Raw genomic sequence first — 19,174 nt, forward strand, 5'->3', positions numbered from 1 at the left:
GAAGGATTACAATGGGAGTTTTAGAAGTTCGCCAACTTTCCCATCAATTTGCGGATAAGCAATTATATGAGGATGCTCATTTTGAATTAAACACTGAGGATCATATGGGTATCATTGGTCAAAATGGTGCTGGTAAAAGTACATTAATCAAAATTATTACTGGACAAGAATTACCTGATGAAGGCGAAATCAAATGGAAAAAAAGTGCGACAATTGGCTATTTAGATCAATATGCTGAAGTTGCGGAAGGCATTACGGTTATTGAGTTTTTGAAGACAGCATTTCAACGTTTATATGATATTAGTGAAAAACAAACGCAGGCCTATACGGATTATGCTGAAAATATGGACGAGAAGTTGTTGGAAAAAGCGGGTAGATATCAAGAAGAACTTGAGGCAAAAAATTTTTATGATATCGATACAGAAATTGACCGTGTTCGAACTGGTTTAGGATTAGATGCAATTGAAAAAGACCATCAAGTTAGTGAATTAAGTGGTGGTCAGAGATCTAAGATTATCTTAGCTAAATTATTATTGGAAAATCCTGAAGTTATTTTATTAGATGAACCAACTAATTATTTAGATACGGAACATATTGATTGGTTAACTGAGTATTTAAATCAATTTGAAGGCTGTTTCATGGTTATTTCTCATGATTTTGAATTTTTACAAAATGTCACGAATACAATTATTGATGTTGCATTCGGTAAAATCACAAAATATCGTGGGAATTTTAAATCAGCTATTAAGCAAAAAGAAGCTAAAAAAGAAGCGCAACTAAAAGCTTTCCAGAAACAACGCCTTCAAATTGAAAAAGATGAGGCTTATATTCGAAAGAATAAAGCTGGAACGCGTGCCACAATGGCTAAGTCTAGACAAAAAAGATTAGATAAAATTGAGCGTGTGACACCGCCAAGTGATACTGTAAAAGGTAAATTTGATTTTCCTTATCTAGATACTGGATCCGCATCAACGCTTGCCGTTAAAAATTTATCAGTTGGTTATAAAACGCCATTACTATCACCAGTAACTTTTTCATTATCACATCAAGAAAAAGTTGTCTTAAAGGGATTTAACGGAATTGGTAAATCAACAATGATTAAGTCAATTTTGAAGTTAATTCCAACGTTTGGTGGAACTGCTGAATTTTCTGATTCTGTTGTTGTTAATTATTTTGATCAAGATTTAATTTGGGATAATAAAGAAATGACACCTCTTCAAATTATTCAAGATGAATACCCTGAATTGGAACCTAAAACGATTCGTCGCCGATTGGCTAAATCAGGGATTAATGCTGCGAATACAATGAAACCTATTAATATTTTGAGTGGTGGGGAACAAATGAAAGTTAAGTTGAGTTTAGTTGAATTGAAACCAAGTAACTTTTTAATTTTGGATGAACCAACTAATCACTTGGATGATGATACAAAAGACGCGCTACAAAAGGCAGTCCGACGTTTTCCTGGAAATGTTTTATTGGTCAGTCATGAAGCACCATTTTATGAATCTTGGATTGATAAAGTGTTTGATGTTGAAGCAATAAGAATTCAAAAATAGTGATAATAGCCTTGGAAAGTAATTTTCTAAGGCTATTTATCTGCACAAAAAAAGCACCAACCGAAGTTGATGCTTTCCTGTTATGGTACTTACCGAAGTAAATAGATTGTATGAATTCCACAAAACAGTGACAATCAGACATACCTACAATGCGGTAGGTAAAAAATGCCCCATTTTCGAACTAATCACTAGCCGCCGCAGCGGAACAACCGAAGTTGTCTGATTTTACTCGACTCATCGCATAACTTAATCATAGCACAAAATTAATATTTCGTATAGTTCTATTTACCCCAAAGGAATTGGATAACAGCTTTATCAACCTGTAAATTTCTATGAAGTTTACTATGTTGTGCATCTTCACCAGTAATTTTAAGCTCGTCATACGATTTTACTTGGCCTTTTAATAGATAGTTCATTGAACGGGCAGAAGCAATGCTGACAGATGTATCAGAATTTGAGCCATCATTCACATCGCCATAAATAACAAAGACTTTTGCGGTTGATGGGAAATTTTTTCGTTTGCTATAGTAACTTTGGTAGTTTGCTGTTTTAATAGCAGGTTCGTCATTTTTCAAGAAGTAATTTTTATTGGCTTTTTCGTCCATTCCGAGGACCCCATTAATTGGACCAGCAATTGGAACAAATTTATTTAGGATAGGAGAAGATTTTTTTCTGACAGATTCAGCCCAGTACATTGCAGATGAGCCACCCATTGAATGTGTAACAAGATTGATTTTTTTAATATCGTATGATGCTTTTAAATAATCAGTTATCTTACCAATCCATCTGCCCTCTTCAGGAATTTGAGCATCACTACGCGCAAATATAACTTGAACAATTGGATTTTTTTCAGTATATTTCCATCTACCCGTATAAGTGACATCACCAGTTGAAGAGACGGTTGCTGTTAGAACTTTTTTTGCCTTACCAGATTTTTCTGCTGAGGCAATCATGTCGTTAGTTGAGTTAGCTGTACCGCCGTATCCATGAATGTATAAGGTTGGTGTTTGTGAAATACTTTTCTCTGTTTCTACCGATTTAGGTATACTGTTATGCAATAGTAAAAAGCCAATACCTAATCCTAAAATCAATAAGATGGTTATTAATATACCGTATTTTTTCATTAGTGGTTTCCTTTGCATAGTAAGTTATTTGCTTTCATTATAAGCTACCGGGTCTTGACGTTCAAATTTAAAGCAAGTTATGGTAAGCTATATGCGAAGATAACTAAGAAAGCTGAGGATGAGCAAATGTTCATAGTGAAATCAACTAGAGATATAAGTAGTCAAATATATAAGGATGCATTATCAATTAGAAAAACGGTTTTTGTTGGAGAACAGAATGTGCCAATGGAATTGGAAATTGAAAACGAATCAGAAGCTATTCATTTTGTGGGTTATAAAGATGAAGAACCTGTTGTGACAGCACGTGTACTTAGCGAAGACTCTGAAACGTGGCATGTCCAGCGAGTTGCAACATTGAAAGCGGCTCGTGGACAACATTTAGCAACAGATATCCTAACGTTTATTGAAGGATTTTCAACAGTCTACGGAATTAAATACTTAACCTTAGGTGCACAAGATCAAGCCCAAAATTTTTATTTGAAACTAGGATATGAGGTTGAAGGTGAAGGCTTTATGGACGCAGGAATTCCACATCACACAATGATAAAAACAATCGAAGGAGCCTAGATGGCAAAAGAAACTTTATTTTCAAAATTACTAACGGATGAACGATATACATTTGCGAGTGAACTTGGTAGTAAATATCATAAAGACGCTAGTCAAATTTTATTTACTTACTTGAAGTTAATGGCTGAGGGGACACAAAACCAGTCAAAATCATTACAGAAAAGTCTGCCAGAAATCGATAAAAAATTTCAAAAGTATTTAGAAAACTAGAGATAGAAGGTACTTACAGTGAATAATAATCCATTAGCCAATCTTATGAAGCAAGATAAGTTAATTGTCGGTATTAGTGAAATCAGTAAAATGACAGGTGTTTCAACACGACAGTTAAGATATTGGGAACAAAAAGGCTATATTGAAAGTATTTCAGATGAGAAGGCAAAGTCGCGAGAATATCGTTTAGATATGGTCATAAAAGTCAGTCTTATAAAAGAAGAGTTAGATGAAGGATACACATTGGTTGCGGCGATTGAACACGTTAACGGAAAAATGGATATTTTTAGACAATTTAAACACTTTTTGATTGATCGTGTTTCAGATGTTGGTAAACAAGGAAATAAAACAGTTTTTGATATGGGCTATTTTGATGACTCCAAAAAGCAGCGTTTATTTGCGGTAATAGATGAAAAAGGGACACGTTTTGAACTCAGAGATGTTTAATAAAAAGAATTATAAAATAAAATCATAAAAAGGTTGCAACCGTTTACATTTGTGTTATACTTAATTTGTAGCAAGGAAGGCTATCGAAATCCCTGAACAAAATAAAACTGAAGTCACTTTTTTAAACTCACTTAATGGTTTTTAAAAACGAAGTTAGTTGGACAATGTTTAGTACTGAAGATAGTTGAAAAATGTAACACAAGTTAATGACGTTGAGAGATGTCAAGCAAGGCGTATTAAAACGGTGCCGGTCTTGAGCATTAAAAAGCAAATCAAGACACATCAAGTTAGATGATGTTTACTCCGATGAATTTAGAATTTTGGTAGTGTGAACGTCGTGAGACGTCGAACAAGGTTTTAAAACGGTGCTAGTCTTGAGCGCTTAAAAGCAAATCAGGACACATCAATTAAGATGATGGTTTAAGTTTCCAATGTACGGCAAGTTAATGACGTTGAGAGATGTCAAGTAAGGCGTATTAAAACGGTGCCGGTCTTGAGCATTAAAAAGCAAATCAAGATATCGAATTTTGATGATTTAAGTTGTAGTAGAACGAATAATTGGATTTAGAGGTATTTGGTCTTGGAGAAACGTTTGAAATCGAATGGATAACAAATCGCTCAAAGGGCGTCGTTCGATAATATATGATTCAAAACATATAAAAGCGACTTCACAGAACTAAATAAGTATAAAGATATAGAGGCGAAATATATTAATAATCAAGTAAAATCGACTCTCGGTAACACGGGTTTCGGCTTTCCTTCTACAAAAAGATAGGATTCAAGACATTTCTTAAAACAAATGCTTGAATCCTATTTTAATGCAGTGAATTATGATTTTTAGCTTACATTTAGGTATTTTAAAATGAAAGGTTAGGTATTCCTAAAAAATAAGTTACAATTCAATCGTTATTCTGATATAATAAATCTATTATTAAGAAAATGGAAGTGAATTGATTAACTAATGACAAAAAATGAAAGATCGAATATGACACCTATGAAGGAAGATTATTTAAAAATTATTTTTGAATTAGGCGGTACGCAAAAGAAAATATCGAATAAACAGATTGCGCTTAGTCTGAACATTGCGGCCGGATCAGTTACAGAAATGGTCAATAAACTAGTTAAAGAAGAGTTAGTAGAACATACGCCATACGCAGGGATTTCGTTAACGAAACCTGGGATATTATTGGCAGAAGATTTAGTTCGTAAGCATCGTTTATGGGAATGCTTCTTAGTTTATAAATTAAATTATAAACTACAAGATGTTGACGGTGAATCAGAGTTACTTGAACATGTGACAAGTGAGTACTTGCTTGATCATTTGAGTGAATTCTTGGGTCATCCAACACACTGTCCTCATGGCGGTGTGATACCTGACAAAGAAGGTAACTATGAGGAAGATAGCCATCTCGTTTTAGAAGCAGTAGAAGATAACACTAAAGTTGTGATTGAACGATTCATTGATAATCATGATTTGTTAACTTATTTAGATGATTTAGAATTACACATTGGTGATAAATTAACAGTTGTTTCTCATGCGCCTTTTGAAGGTCCAGTTGAAATCAAATTAGAAAATACTGGTGAGGTTAGAAATATTAGTTATAAAGCCGCTCATTATATTTTTGTGAAGTAGGTATTATGATAACAAAAGAAATTTTTATTAAATAGCTAAAGACTGTTGATATCAAATAGATATCAGCAGTCTTTTTTTGGAAATATAGCAATATTTAATAACTGGTAAAATGATTTAAGGTTAGCCTAAACTTTTTGTTTACAATGTATAAAGTTTGAGTATAATAAGGAATTGAGAAGAAAAGAATTTAAAGGAGTGGTAAAAAATGTCGAAAGAAGTACAAGAACCAAAAATGACTACCACAACAAATAGTGCTAGTTTGGAAGAAGTAAATGGATCAGTAGAAGTTCCAAAAAGTGCCGGATTTTTACGAACTTTATGGGCTTTTAGTGGACCAGGTGCATTAGTCGCTGTTGGTTACATGGATCCAGGTAACTGGATTACATCAATTGTCGGTGGTGCACAATACCGTTACTTACTATTATCAGTCGTTATTTTCTCCGGACTTATCGCTATGTTAATGCAATATATGGCTGCTAAGTTAGGTGTCGTAACAAGAATGGATTTAGCACAAGCAATTCGTGATCATACTAATAAACCGGTTGGATTTTTATTATGGATCATGACAGAATTAGCAATTATGGCAACAGATATAGCCGAAGTAATTGGTGGAGCGATTGCTTTACAATTACTTTTTGGAATTCCATTAACAGTCGGCGTTATGATAACTATATTAGATGTTTTCTTACTATTATTATTAACAAAATTAGGATTTAGAACAATTGAAGCGATTGTTGCAACATTGATTGCATCAATTTTAATTATTTTCCTTTACTTAGTTGCCTTATCAAAACCAAGTTTAGCAGGTATCATGGGTGGTATTTTACCAAGAGCATCAATCGTTATGAACCATGATCAATTAACATTAGCTTTAGGTATTATTGGTGCAACAGTAATGCCTCATAACTTGTACCTTCACTCTTCAATTGCACAAACACGTCAGTACGATTCAACTGATGAAGAAGAAGTTGCAAAAGTTGTGCGCTTTACAACTTGGGATTCAAATATCCAATTATTTGGCGCAACAATTGTTAACAGTTTACTTTTACTTTTGGGGGCTGCTTTATTCTTTGGACATGCAGATCAATTACAAGCATTCGGTGATTTATACCGTGCATTAAGTGATAATACAATTGCCAAAGGGATTGCATCACCTGTACTTTCAACTTTATTTGCCGTAGCTTTACTGGCTTCTGGGCAAAATGCAACGATTACCGGAACCTTGACTGGTCAAATTATAATGGAAGGTTTCATACATTTAAAAATGCCATTATGGGCCCGTCGATTGGTTACACGTATCATAGCAGTTATCCCCGTTATGATTGCCGCAATCATTTGGGGTGGGACAGAAGGCGTATTAGATAATTTACTTGTTTATTCACAAGTGTTCTTATCAGTAGCCTTACCATTTACGATGATTCCATTAATCTGGTTTACATCTTCTAAAAAATATATGGGTGAACGATTCGTTAATCCACTTTGGGTATCAATTATTGGTTGGGCAGCCGCAATCGGGTTAACTATTTTAAATGTTCAATTAGTCTTCAATTTAGTCATTCAATTTTTCCAAGAAGTTTTATAAAATAAGGAGGAAATTCATATGAAAAAAAGTTTTGAGTTACCAAAGCATAAGAACATTCTTGTCGGCGTCGATAATTCGGCAGATGCCCAATTAGCATTCTTAGAAGCGGTTAGTCATGCTTTAGATGATGATTCTCTGCTGCATATTGTAACTGTTCTGGAGTCGGATGATTTGAATGTTTTTCAGGTATTAACAAAAGATACATTAGCTGAAAAACGTTTGAAGGTTGAAAAACAACTTCAAGAGTATAAACAAAGCGCATTAGATGCTGGTGTTAAGGAAGTACACATTGTTCTTGCTGAGGGTGAACCTGGTGAAACGATTGTCAAAGATGTTATTCCTGACGTTAAACCTGATTTAGTCGTTGTTGGATCAGCTATAACTAAAGGGATTGGTAAGTACTTAGGTAGCCAAGCATCATACGTGGCTAAGTATTCTCCCGTTTCAGTTATGGTTGTTCGTTAATAGAAAAAAGTTATACAAAATGGTTGAATCTTATAAAGATTTAACCATTTTTATTTGGAAAACGTTTACTTGTTTATTTATATATAAGGTTTATGTTATGCTTTTATGTATAACATAAATAGGAGCATGATGATGATATCAAATTATATTTCAATATTAAAAAACGAGTTTAAAGGTTATAATGCAACAAAATTAGCTAAAGATTTTATGGCAGGTTTAACGGTAGCTGCAGTTGCTATTCCGTTAGCCTTGGCATTTGGTGTCTCAAGTGGGGCAACAGCTGCTGCTGGGTTAATCACAGCCATTGTTGCTGGGATTTTGATAAGTACCTTATCTGGGGCATATTATCAAATATCAGGACCAACTGGAGCGATGGCCGCAGTATTAATGGGTGTTATTGCACAATATGGATTAAAAGGGGTTTTTATTGCTACATTGATTGCCGGAGTGATTTTATTGTTAGCCGGTATATTTAAATTAGGCGTTTTAACGACTTTTATTCCTGCCCCTGTTATTACAGGATTTACATCAGGAATTTCAATTATTATTGCTTTCGGGCAATTAGATAATTTTTTTGGTACGCATTCAAACGGAAGTAGTTTAATTGAAAAAATTGGTAGTTATCCTAGCTTAGGTTTTCAACCTAAGTTGGCAACGACTTTGATGGCAATTTTAGTTGTTATTGCACTTTTTATTTTTCCAAAAAAATGGAATAAAGTTATTCCTGCATCGTTGATTGCAATTATTGTTACTACGGCAATTACAATGATATTTAAATTAGATGTCGCAACAGTTGGCGAGATTCCAACAAGTGTTATCAGTGATGATAGATTACATTTAGGTGCATTAAATCTTCAAACAGTTAAAAATCTAATTATTCCTGGCGCAAGTATTGCTTTACTGGGAATGATTGAAAGTTTATTATGCGGGGCATCTGCTGGTCGCATGACAGGTAAAACCTTAGATAGTAATCAAGAATTAATCGCTCAAGGTATTGGAAATATGATTTTACCATTTTTTGGTGGTATTCCAGCAACGGCTGCGATTGCTAGAACGAGTGTAGCAATTAAATCAGGTGCACAGACGCGATTGACAGGCGTTTTCCATGCACTTGCGTTATTAGTTTCAATGCTTTTATTGGCACCAATCATGTCACAGATTCCTTTATCGGCATTAGCTGGCGTGTTAGTTGTGACTTCATGGCGGATGAACGAATGGTCAGCTATCAAGTATCTCTTTAAAAATAAATTTAAAAGTGCTTTAATTCTATTTTTCTTAACATTAATAAGTACCGTTATTTTTGATTTGAGTACGGCGATTATGGCCGGTGTTTTAGTCGGGATCGTTATTTTTGTGGCTAAGAGTTCTATTTTAGATGTTGTTGTTGAAGATGTTGATTTAAGCAAAGTCGAAACAACACAAGATAGATTAAAAGATGATTGGGCAGTTGTCTACATCACTGGACCACTATTTTTCATGTCTGCGGATCGATTAGATAAGGCACTACAGCCACTTCATGAACGAGATTTAGTTATCTTTTCATTGCGAGGCGTACCATCAATTGATAATACAGCAATGGCTGTTATTCAGGATTTCTATAGTGATGCTCAGACTAAAAATCATGAAGTGATTTTTTCTTCAGTTCAACCAAATGTAATGAGAATGTTTGAACGATCTGGCTTTAAAGATGTGGCTGGGGAAGAAGCCTTTTATTTCTCAGTTGATCGTGTTCTAAAGGAAATACTATAAGATGTACATTATTGACAAGGATATTTAGGCATGTTAAGATTCATTCAACTTAATAAATAAAAGTTAACACATAAGTAGTCATTTATCTGGGAGTCAGAAAGTTGGTGGTTGATGCGAACCAATCAGGATAAATTAACCAAATACGTTAACGTTATTTTAAACATCGGATAAATATCTAGAACCGTTATCATCTAGTGAGTGAGAATTTGGGTTCTCAATTAAACTGGGTGGTACCACGGCTAGAGTCGTCCCTGATACAATATTTAATATTGTATCAGGGACTTTTTTTGTCCAGAAAAGGAGTGTTAAAAATGAAAAATATAAATTGGGGTCAGTTTCGATATCAAACTTTTCATGATAAATACTAGAATCGACTAAAAAATAGGAGTGTTTACTAATGAAAAATAAATTATCGTTTACAGAAGCAGCAAGTGTTTTAGTAGTAATGTTGATTATTATGGGATTTGGTGTAATTAAGTTTGGGTTATCACCTCAAACACCAGTTATGTTAGTGATTGGGTTGTTAATTTTATGGGCTAGAATTCGTCATTTTTCATGGGATGAGATTCACGCGGGTATCAAGGATGGAATGAGTACAGGGTTAATTCCCATCTTTATTTTTATTTTGATTGGCTCATTGATTGCGACTTGGATTGCGGCAGGAATTATTCCAACCTTAATGATTTGGGGATTTAATCTGATTAGTGTTCAATTCTTTGTGCCTTCCGTTTTTATTGTCTGTGCTATTATCGGATTATCAATTGGGAGTGCCTTCACTTTAATTTCAACTGTGGGTATCGCACTATTCGGTATGGGGATGACGATGGGGGTTAATCCTGCACTAGTGGCAGGAGCAATTATTTCAGGTGCTATCTTTGGGGATAAAATGTCTCCCTTATCAGATTCAACGAACTTAGCAGCTGCCATTGGAGAATCTGATTTATTTAAACATATTAAAAATATGATGTGGACAACAATTCCTGCTTTTGTAGGATCTTTAATTTTATATTTCATTTTGGGAAGTGGTAGTATGGCAGCAAATATGGATAAAATCAATCATACGATTTCAATTTTATCTAGTCACTTTTCAATCACAGCTTGGGCGGCATTACCAATTATCTTAATGTTTGTCTGTGCCTGGTTAAAAATTCCAGCTATTCCAACGTTATTTATCAATATTGGTGTATCGTTAGTTATGTTATTTATTCAAAAACCATTTACGAGTTTACAAGATGTTGCGGCGTTGATTCAGTCAGGATTTGTTTCTAAAACTGGAGATGCAAATGTGGATATGCTGTTAACACGAGGTGGCGTTTCAAGTATGATGGGAACCGTGTCATTAATAATTTTAACTTTAACGTTAGGCGGCTTACTAATGAACTTCAATATTATTGAAGTCGTTATGGAACCTTTAGTTAAACGTTTAAATTCATCTGGTAAATTAATTACGGCAACTATTTTTGCTGGAATTGGAGTTAATTTATTTGTTGGAGAACAATACTTATCAGTTATTTTACCTGGAAAAGCGTTTAAACCCGCTTTTGATAAATCAAAATTAGATAATTTAGCCTTAAGTCGTGCACTTGAAGATGGCGGAACAGTGATTAATTACTTAATCCCTTGGGGTGTAGCTGGTGCGTTTGCAGCAAGCACGTTGGGAGTTCCAACGCTAGACTACTTACCATTTGCGTTCTTTAGCTTACTATCGCCTGTCTTTTCAATCATTAGTGGTTGGACGGGAATCGGGTTACGTGCAAAGAGAGCCTAATAAAAACGGGTCACAATGAATTTTATATTCGTTGTGACCCGTTTTTTTGTTATTTCTCATTCTTATTGAGTGTAATTAAGTACATTGTCATGAAGATGGCGATTAAAACCATGACTGTCCCAAAAAGTGGCGTCATACCTAATCCGAGATTAGAAACAACTTGTCCACCAATTAAAGAGCCTAACGTAATGCCAATATTGAAAGCAGAAATATTTAGCGACGATGCTAAAGTAATATCTTTAGGGGTATATTTTTCAGCTAATTGAACAACGTATAGTTGTAATCCTGGAACATTCATAAAGGCGAATAGTCCTAAGGCCATAACGGTTAATAAACCTAGAATTGACATTTTAGCAGTAAAGAAAAGGATAAATAAGACGACTGCAAGTCCGATAAACATTTTTAATAATGCTTGGAGCGGATTATGGTTTGCTAAACGGCCGCCAATCGTATTTCCAAGGGCAACCATCAATCCGTAGACGATTAAAATGATAACAACAGCACTTTCACTGTAACCCATTGAAGTTTCTAAGAGTGGCGTAATATACGTATAAACAACGAATGTCCCACCGTAACCTAAGGCGGTTAATGATAACGTAATCAATAGATATTTGTTCTTAAGGACACGGATAAAACCATGCGCATCAGATTTTCCAGGAATTGGTAAACCATTTGGTACGAGGAAAAAGTTGGCGATTAAACCAATTAGTCCAATGATACTAATAAAAATAAATGATCCATGCCAACTAGTATGTTGACCAATAAATGTACCTAAAGGAACACCGGTTACAGTTGCAACGGTTAAACCAGTAAACATGACTGAAATAGCACTAGCACGTTTTGAAGGTTCAACAACATCAGCCGCAATAACGGAAGCGATTGTCATGAATATACCGTGAGACAATGCAGAAATAATTCGACCAATTAATAAAATTGAAAAAGTTGGTGCAAATGCTGCAACTAAATTACCAACGATAAATAACGCCATGATACTTAAGAGTAATTTTTTTCGATCAAATTGGCCAGTTAAAATAGTTAGAACGGGTGCACCTATTGTGACACCGAATGCATATAATGAAACGCTAAGTCCTGCCTGACTTAATGAAATACCAAAATCTTTGACTAATAAGGGGATGAGCCCAACGCTAATAAATTCTGTTGATCCGATTGCGAAAGCACTAATAGCCAATGCTAAGAGTGTTAGGGATGGTGATATTTTTGGTTTTTCCATAAGTTTGTAAAGCCTCCTTGATTTTTGTTGGAATAATGCTACAATTTATGATTATACGTGTACGCAACAATAAGACAATAACGTACTAAAAAGTGCTATAGGAACTTTTTAGTGCCTATAGGAGGAAGAATGGAAGATAAAACATATAATATTGGTGTTGAAGCGACTTTAGAAGTCATTGGCGGAAAATGGAAAACAATTATTTTATGCCATTTACGTGGTGGAAAAAGAAGAACTAGTGAGCTGAAACGTGCAATTCCGAAAATAACCCAAAAAATGTTAACGCAACAATTACGTGAATTGGAAGCCGATGGGATTATCTCTAGACATATCTATGAACAGGTACCACCAAAAGTAGATTATCAATTGACTGAATATGGTGAGTCTTTGAGTACTATATTAAATAAATTGTGTGTTTGGGGCGAAAAACATGTTGATCGGTTAAATGAGCAAGACCAACATGTTGTTTTAATGAATCGAGATAAAGTGTCATAACTGTCATTATTGATTGCTATTCGAGAAATGTAGCTGGCAGTTACTGTTGTTCATATGTTATGGCATAATCTGGTAATTGCTGTATAATAATCATTTACAGTTATTTATAAAAATTATTGAAAGAAAGTATGAGAATTAAATGTTAGCAAACTTATATGGACCATTTTTTGATCTAAACAATTGGAAAACAGTTGTCGAATCAAGTAGTGATTGGATAATTATCCTATCATTAGCAGTAATCGAATGCTTATTATCAGTGGATAACGCAATTGTATTAGCTGCACAAACACAAAAATTACCAAGTAAAAAAGAACAAGAAAAAGCATTATTTTACGGATTATGGGGTGCATATATTTTCCGGTTCATCATTATTGGAATTGGAACATTTTTAATTGATTTCTGGGAAATTAAAGTAATTGGCGCTGGGTATCTTATTTACCTATCAGCCCATTATTTCTTTTCAAAAATTAAAACGCCAAAACCTAAATCAGAGAAAAAAAGTAATGGACGAAAAGGTCCATTCTCATTGTTTTGGTCAGTTGTTATTTCAATTGAGATGATGGATATTGTTTTTTCAATTGATTCTGTCTTAGCATCGTTAGCAATTTCGACAAATCCAGTCATTGTTTTAATCGGTGGGATGTTTGGAATTTTAGCCATGCGTGGGATTGCGACATTGATTATGAAGTTGATGAAGGTTGTTCCGGAGTTAGAATCAATGGCTTACTTGCTAATCGCATTAATTGCGGTGAAGTTATTCCTTTCTATCCCTCAAATTGGTATCGAAGTTTCAGCAGTACTTTTTGCTGGAATTGTTTTTGGGGCTATTATATTAACGACTTTAATTCATATGTATAATATTCAGAATAAAAAATAACGAAACGAAGGCGATAAAATGGTCACAAAAGTAACAGATAAAACGCTCGCGGAACATACAGATTCCGGATTAACAATTGTTGATTTATGGGCTCCTTGGTGTGGTCCATGTCGTATGATGGAACCTGTTATTGATGAATTAGAACAAGAATTCAAAGATGATATGCAATTTGTAAAGTTGAATATTGATGAAAATAAAGAAACAGCATTGGAATATGATGTCATGAGTATTCCGAGTTTTCTATTATTTAAAGATGGCAAAGCAATTGAAAAAGTTGTTGGTTATCATGATAAGAGTAAATTTTCAAAGTATTTAAGTGAAAAAGTTGCTCAAAATAAAGCAGTATAAATAAAATCCCACTACAAATTTTGTAGTGGGATTTTATTTTAGGCTTAACTATTATTAATGGCAGTCGTAACCTTAAAGGTGCATACTAAAGAAAATTATAAAAGGAGATTATTATGAAAAAAATTGGGTTTATTGGAACGGGCGTTATGGGCTCAGCAATTGTTAGTTATTTATTGAAAGCGAACTATGAAGTAACCGTGTTTAATCGAACCAAATCAAAGACAGATGACTTAGTTAGCCAAGGGGCAATATGGGCTGATTCGCCACAATTGGTTGCGGCTAAAAGTGATATTATCTTCTCGATGGTTGGTTTTCCTGCAGATGTAGAAGCAATATATTTTGAAGAAAATGGTATTTTTGCTGGTGCTAAAAAAGGCGCAATTGTAGTTGATATGACAACAAGTACACCAACACTAGCGAAAAAAATTGGTGATTACGCGGAAACTCATGAGTTGTTTGCGTTAGATGCACCTGTTTCTGGTGGTGATATTGGTGCAAAGAATGCGAAGCTAACAATTATGGTTGGTGGACACAGTGATGTATATGAACAAGTGAAACCTATTTTTGAAAAGATGGGAACAACAATTGCCTTGTTTGGTGGTTATGGATCAGGCCAACATGTAAAAATGGCTAATCAAATTATGATTGCTGGAACAATGACCGGAATGACTGAGCTGTTAGTTTACGCTAAGGCAGCAAACTTAGACTTGGAAAGTGTCATTAAAACAGTTGGCGGGGGAAGTGCAGCAAATTGGAGTTTAGACAATTATGCGCCCCGAGTTTTAAGTGATGACTATACACCAGGATTCTTTGCAAAACATTTTCTTAAAGATTTGCGTATTGCATTAGACGAAGCAGAAAAAATGAATATTAATCTACCCGCAACAAAAGAAGCTAAAGTACTATATGAAAAATTAGTTGATGAAGATGGATTAGGTAATGACGGTACACAAGCATTAGTTAAATTGTGGTGGAAATAAATAAGTCGATACAACTAATAAATAAGACCATTTCAATATGAGATAGTCTTATTTATTTTTGATGATTTTAACCAGCCAATTTGTAATAAGTAATAAAAACAGCATCAAAATAGTAATTAGACCAATAGATAAGGCAAATTTTGATAGTAGAGTCATCATTAAAGTCTGGTGATTAAATAGAGTTAAGAAATAATAAAAGATAATGATTAAAAGTGCTAATAAACTGAATCCAAGACCAAATCCTTTTCTATCTGCTGAGCTTAAATCAAAACCACCAATTGTAATAGATGTTGTGATTAACAACCACAGGATAAGTCTTAATGACCAAGATTGAAATAACGAGGTGAATAGGTTAAATAACGATTGAGTATTAAATGCTTGGTTAACTAGCATTGTTGATAGTAGATTAAAAGAGTGAGGTAGCAGTAGAATAAAAAGGCCAATAATTACGATTGAACAGCCAATGATGGGCGCAATACCGGCCATTGCTTGTCCAATTTTACCACGCATATTTTTAGGTGAGCTATAACGAACGAATCCAAGTGAGTTATCACCAATTTCGGGATGTGGACGTTTAATTAATTTAACTTCAATGGCGTGAAATCCAAATAAAAAAGCCATTATAGCATGACTTGCTTCATGGATAATAATACCCAATGAACCCAAGTATAATTGTTGATTTAATGATAATTGTTTTTTTGTATTACTGTTCACAGCTGTTAGTAAAAAAGCAGCTACAAGAAGTGGTATAACACTAAGAAAAATCAATGTTATTAGCGTATAAATGGTTTGCATCCTTAAGACCTCCTTCGTGATTAAAATATTAGCACGATTCTTAATATTTAGAAACAAAAAAGAGACTGCTGGGAAGGCAGTCTCTAGGGAGTAAGTTGTAGAGCTAATAAATTAGCTCTCTCTCTCATTACTTTGGAGGAGAAATGAAAAAGTATAAAGGTTAGTTATTTATGTTGTTTTGGGATAAGTTCAATATACAACATGAACCTTAAAATAACCTTAACATTAAGAAAAAATTTAAAAATAATCAAAAGTTTTTTTGGAATGCGCTTTCAATTACATTATATGTCCTTTATAATATTGGTATAGACCTTAATAATATTTAGGAGGAATAATAATGGGAAAATTAGGTATTTCAATTTATCCAGAACGATCAAATTATAATGATGATACAGCATATTTAGATTTGGCATGTAAATACGGGTATAAAAGAGTCTTTACGAGTTTACTCCAAGTGACAGATGGTAAAGATAAGGTATTATCAGAATTTAAAAAGACAGTTGCTTACGCAAATAAACTTGGTATGGAAGTAATGGTTGATATCAATCCTGATTTATTTGAACAACTAAATATTAGTTATCAAGATTTAAAATTCTTTGACGATATGGGTGCATATGGTGTTCGATTAGATTTAGGATTTACAGGTGCAGAAGAAGCAGCAATGACACGCAATCCATATGACTTAAAAATAGAAATAAATATGAGTTCTGGGACTAACTATGTGGATAACATTATGAGTTATTCACCAAAAAGAGAGAACTTATTAGGTTCACATAATTTTTATCCACATGAATACACAGGATTAGAGTATAACTTTTTTGTAGCTTGCAGTGAGAAATTTAAAAAATACAATTTAAATACGGCAGCTTTTGTTAATGCTAAGTCAGCTACTTTTGGACCTTGGCCAACTGCTGATGGACTATGTACATTAGAGGATCATCGACATTTAGATATTGCCACACAAGTTAAACATATGGTGATGACAGATTTAATTGATGATGTGATTATCGCAAACGCGTACGCTTCAGAAAATGAATTAAAAGCAGCATCAGAAGCATTCAACGCCAATTATCCGACGATTAAAATTGAAACGGCAGATGATATTACTGAGGTTGAAAAAGTAGTATTATTTGATAATATTCATAGTTACCGCGGAGATCGTTCAGCGTATCTTTTACGTTCGACAATGACACGGGTTGTGTATAAAGATAAAGAATTTCCTGCACATAATACAAAATTAATTAAGCGTGGTGACGTCTTAATTGATAATGAAGGTTATGGACAATATAAAGGTGAAACACAAATTGCTTTAAAAGAAATGAAAAATGATGGTCGTGTAAATATTGTTGGGCATATTATAGATGATGAATTATTCTTACTCGATTTTTTGAAACCATGGAGTCAATTTAAACTAAGCCAAGATTAGCCTAAATGGATCACTAGATAATTTCTAGTGGTCCATTTTAATTTGGTATTAACTAGATAATTCGGTAAAATGAAGTAGTAAATGTAAAATTGATAAGAAGGTCATAAAATGAATTATATAATTGTTGCATTGTTTGCTTTTTTTGGTGGAATAAGTCGGTACTTACTTGGTTTAACGATTATTCAACCAAATGGATTCCCACTGGGGACATTAATGATTAATGTCGTAGGGTGCTTTATTTTGGCGTTCTTAGTTCAGTATATTGAAACAACCGAAAAAGTCCCAGATTGGTTAACTTTGGGGATAAAAACAGGTTTTATAGGTGCTTTTACAACGTTTTCAACATATAGTTTGGAAGCTGTAAAGTTAATAGAGACGCAACAATGGGGCTATGCACTCATCTATGTGTTAGTAACGATTATAGGTGGACTTTCCATGACATTACTTGGTTATTCATTAGGCAATCGGATTGGAGATTGGCGAATGGAGAGTGAACGTTCATGATGACACTATTAGTTGGGATTGGCGCTGCAATCGGTGCTATGTTAAGATATGGGATAACAAATTTAAGTAATCGATATCTAACTGATCAATTTCCAGTTGGAACGTTATTAATTAATCTGATAGGTAGTTTTATTTTAGGTCTTTTAACAGGAATTAATTTATCTAGTCCGATGTTAGTCTTACTTGGTACTGGAACAATGGGTGGTTTTACAACCTTTTCAACGTATAACTTTGAATTGGTTAAATTAATTAAAAGCCAAAAAATATCGTTATTCATGATTTATTTATTAGCTAGTTATATTGTTGGTGGCTTGATGACACTGTTAGGATTAGTTATTGGTCGCCAAATGGTTAGTTAAATTAAAGTATTCGAGCATAATGTGTGATAGGATAGTAAAAATAGGGATGTGAAATAATGAAAATTGCTGTATTAACGGATAGTTCAGCTTATCTTACAGATGAGATTGTTGAACAATTAGATATTAAAGTAGTAAATAACCCAGTATTATTTGGAAATCATGTCTATCATGAAAATGCCGATTTAACGGCAACTCAATTTTATCAATTATTAAAAACAGAAGATGTTTTACCAACAACTTCCCAGGTATCGATGGGTGAAATGGAAGAAAAATTTAAGGCACTTGCTGCTGAAGGCTATACAGATGTTATTTGTATCCATTTATCATCAGGTATTAGTGGATTAGTTGGTAATCTTGAAGCTTTCGCATCATCTGTTTCGGCCATCAATGTGCATGTTTTTGATTCGAAAATTGATTGCGCGGGGATGGGTAACATGGTTCAATTGGCTGCCACATTAGCTAATAAAGATAAAAACGTTATGGAAATACTTGAAAAGTTAGCCGAATTAAGAGAAACAACACGGGTTCTTTTTGTTGTTGATGATTTAAATCATTTAATGAGGACCGGTCGTTTATCAAATCATTCAGGTTTTGTTGGAAACATATTGAAAATTAAACCGATTTTAACTTTTGATAAAGAAGGTAAAATCGTTGCTATTGGTAAAGAACGCAAAATGAAAAATGCCTATTCTGAAATTAAAGCTCAATTCTCAGAAGCAACACGTTCACTTGATTATCCAGTTCAAATTAATTTAATTGATGCGAATAATCCGGAACTTCAAGCTGAATGGGGACAAGACTTGAGAACTAGTTTTCCTAAAATGAAATTTGAATCGGGTTATATTGGACCACTTGTCGGTGTTCACACAGGTGAAAAATGTTTAGGATTAATCTGGTCGAGAGATTGGAAAAGTCTAATAGATTAAATAAAGAAAACGGTTTTATTATGAATTATTATTCATAATAAAACTTTTTTTTGTATAACAAACGAAAATGTTCTGATAATATTCAAAAATAATTCATAATTATTAGCTATGCTTATTCTTATCAAATAATTT

General features: G+C 33.9%; 20 protein-coding genes. 17 read left to right on the plus strand and 3 right to left on the minus strand.

The genetic code is table 11. The annotated features are described in order from the left end of the window. Positions 1-11: 11 nt before the first annotated feature. Positions 12-1,556: an ABC-F family ATP-binding cassette domain-containing protein gene (locus tag AC1RPW_RS01070; protein WP_481760969.1), complete on the plus strand. Its 1,545-nt coding sequence runs from the start codon at positions 12-14 to the stop codon at positions 1,554-1,556. A 281-nt stretch (positions 1,557-1,837) separates the two neighbouring features. Here AC1RPW_RS01070 and AC1RPW_RS01075 read toward each other — a convergent pair whose 3' ends face one another. After that, positions 1,838-2,680, minus strand: a complete 843-nt coding sequence (locus AC1RPW_RS01075) for an alpha/beta hydrolase (protein WP_481760968.1) — start codon at positions 2,678-2,680, stop codon at positions 1,838-1,840. Positions 2,681-2,806: 126 nt separating this feature from the next. Here AC1RPW_RS01075 and AC1RPW_RS01080 point away from each other — a divergent pair, with 126 nt between their 5' ends. The 8 genes from AC1RPW_RS01080 to nhaC all read left to right on the plus strand — a co-directional run bounded on the left by AC1RPW_RS01080 (position 2,807) and on the right by nhaC (position 11,101). Continuing rightward, entirely contained in the window at positions 2,807-3,247 is a 441-nt protein-coding gene (locus AC1RPW_RS01080; protein ID WP_481760967.1) for a GNAT family N-acetyltransferase, read from the plus strand. Then, the gene (locus AC1RPW_RS01085; RefSeq protein WP_481760966.1) at positions 3,248-3,457 is read left to right on the plus strand and encodes a hypothetical protein; all 210 of its coding nucleotides are present in this window, start codon (positions 3,248-3,250) and stop codon (positions 3,455-3,457) included. Positions 3,458-3,475: 18 nt separating this feature from the next. Then, positions 3,476-3,904 carry a MerR family transcriptional regulator gene (locus AC1RPW_RS01090; RefSeq protein WP_409021721.1) on the plus strand — a complete coding sequence of 143 codons (429 nt, stop codon included), beginning with the start codon at positions 3,476-3,478 and terminating at the stop codon, positions 3,902-3,904. Between the two features lie 985 nt (positions 3,905-4,889). Continuing rightward, entirely contained in the window at positions 4,890-5,537 is a 648-nt protein-coding gene (locus AC1RPW_RS01095; protein ID WP_481761142.1) for a metal-dependent transcriptional regulator, read from the plus strand. Positions 5,538-5,742: 205 nt separating this feature from the next. Beyond that, a complete protein-coding gene (locus AC1RPW_RS01100) occupies positions 5,743-7,119 on the plus strand; it encodes an Nramp family divalent metal transporter (RefSeq protein WP_481760965.1) in 1,377 nt (458 codons plus the stop codon). A gap of 18 nt (positions 7,120-7,137) precedes the next feature. After that, positions 7,138-7,584: a universal stress protein gene (locus tag AC1RPW_RS01105; RefSeq protein WP_481760964.1), complete on the plus strand. Its 447-nt coding sequence runs from the start codon at positions 7,138-7,140 to the stop codon at positions 7,582-7,584. 132 nt (positions 7,585-7,716) lie between these two features. Further along, positions 7,717-9,333, plus strand: a complete 1,617-nt coding sequence (locus tag AC1RPW_RS01110; protein ID WP_481761141.1) for a SulP family inorganic anion transporter — start codon at positions 7,717-7,719, stop codon at positions 9,331-9,333. 397 nt (positions 9,334-9,730) lie between these two features. Beyond that, on the plus strand, positions 9,731-11,101 hold the full coding sequence (gene nhaC, locus AC1RPW_RS01115) for a Na+/H+ antiporter NhaC (protein ID WP_481760963.1): 1,371 nt from the start codon (positions 9,731-9,733) through the stop codon (positions 11,099-11,101). A 49-nt stretch (positions 11,102-11,150) separates the two neighbouring features. Here the strand turns inward: nhaC and AC1RPW_RS01120 are convergent, their stop codons facing one another. Then, on the minus strand, positions 11,151-12,332 hold the full coding sequence (locus AC1RPW_RS01120) for an MFS transporter (RefSeq protein WP_481760962.1): 1,182 nt from the start codon (positions 12,330-12,332) through the stop codon (positions 11,151-11,153). 129 nt (positions 12,333-12,461) lie between these two features. On the opposite strand from AC1RPW_RS01120, the gene AC1RPW_RS01125 reads away from it, so the two are divergent. The 4 genes from AC1RPW_RS01125 to AC1RPW_RS01140 all read left to right on the plus strand — a co-directional run bounded on the left by AC1RPW_RS01125 (position 12,462) and on the right by AC1RPW_RS01140 (position 15,032). Next, the gene (locus tag AC1RPW_RS01125; RefSeq protein ID WP_409021715.1) at positions 12,462-12,827 is read left to right on the plus strand and encodes a winged helix-turn-helix transcriptional regulator; all 366 of its coding nucleotides are present in this window, start codon (positions 12,462-12,464) and stop codon (positions 12,825-12,827) included. A gap of 139 nt (positions 12,828-12,966) precedes the next feature. Further along, on the plus strand, positions 12,967-13,704 hold the full coding sequence (locus AC1RPW_RS01130; RefSeq protein ID WP_481760961.1) for a TerC family protein: 738 nt from the start codon (positions 12,967-12,969) through the stop codon (positions 13,702-13,704). Positions 13,705-13,722: 18 nt separating this feature from the next. Further along, entirely contained in the window at positions 13,723-14,052 is a 330-nt protein-coding gene (gene trxA, locus AC1RPW_RS01135) for a thioredoxin (protein ID WP_481760960.1), read from the plus strand. 113 nt (positions 14,053-14,165) lie between these two features. Continuing rightward, entirely contained in the window at positions 14,166-15,032 is an 867-nt protein-coding gene (locus AC1RPW_RS01140) for an NAD(P)-dependent oxidoreductase (RefSeq protein ID WP_481760959.1), read from the plus strand. Positions 15,033-15,080: 48 nt separating this feature from the next. Here AC1RPW_RS01140 and AC1RPW_RS01145 read toward each other — a convergent pair whose 3' ends face one another. Then, complete coding sequence (locus AC1RPW_RS01145; RefSeq protein ID WP_481760958.1) at positions 15,081-15,827, minus strand: hypothetical protein; 747 nt, start codon at positions 15,825-15,827, stop codon at positions 15,081-15,083. Between the two features lie 337 nt (positions 15,828-16,164). Here AC1RPW_RS01145 and AC1RPW_RS01150 point away from each other — a divergent pair, with 337 nt between their 5' ends. The 4 genes from AC1RPW_RS01150 to AC1RPW_RS01165 all read left to right on the plus strand — a co-directional run bounded on the left by AC1RPW_RS01150 (position 16,165) and on the right by AC1RPW_RS01165 (position 19,042). Further along, positions 16,165-17,253: a DUF871 domain-containing protein gene (locus tag AC1RPW_RS01150; RefSeq protein ID WP_481760957.1), complete on the plus strand. Its 1,089-nt coding sequence runs from the start codon at positions 16,165-16,167 to the stop codon at positions 17,251-17,253. 108 nt (positions 17,254-17,361) lie between these two features. Further along, entirely contained in the window at positions 17,362-17,757 is a 396-nt protein-coding gene (crcB, locus tag AC1RPW_RS01155; RefSeq protein ID WP_481760956.1) for a fluoride efflux transporter CrcB, read from the plus strand. Next, the gene (gene crcB, locus AC1RPW_RS01160) at positions 17,754-18,116 is read left to right on the plus strand and encodes a fluoride efflux transporter CrcB (protein WP_481760955.1); all 363 of its coding nucleotides are present in this window, start codon (positions 17,754-17,756) and stop codon (positions 18,114-18,116) included. Before crcB (AC1RPW_RS01155) ends, crcB (AC1RPW_RS01160) begins: the two co-directional genes overlap by 4 nt. 56 nt (positions 18,117-18,172) lie before the next feature. Next, complete coding sequence (locus tag AC1RPW_RS01165; RefSeq protein ID WP_481760954.1) at positions 18,173-19,042, plus strand: DegV family protein; 870 nt, start codon at positions 18,173-18,175, stop codon at positions 19,040-19,042. Positions 19,043-19,174: the final 132 nt, after the last annotated feature.

The organism is Dellaglioa sp. CoH-55-MRSF-8, from assembly GCF_056782195.1.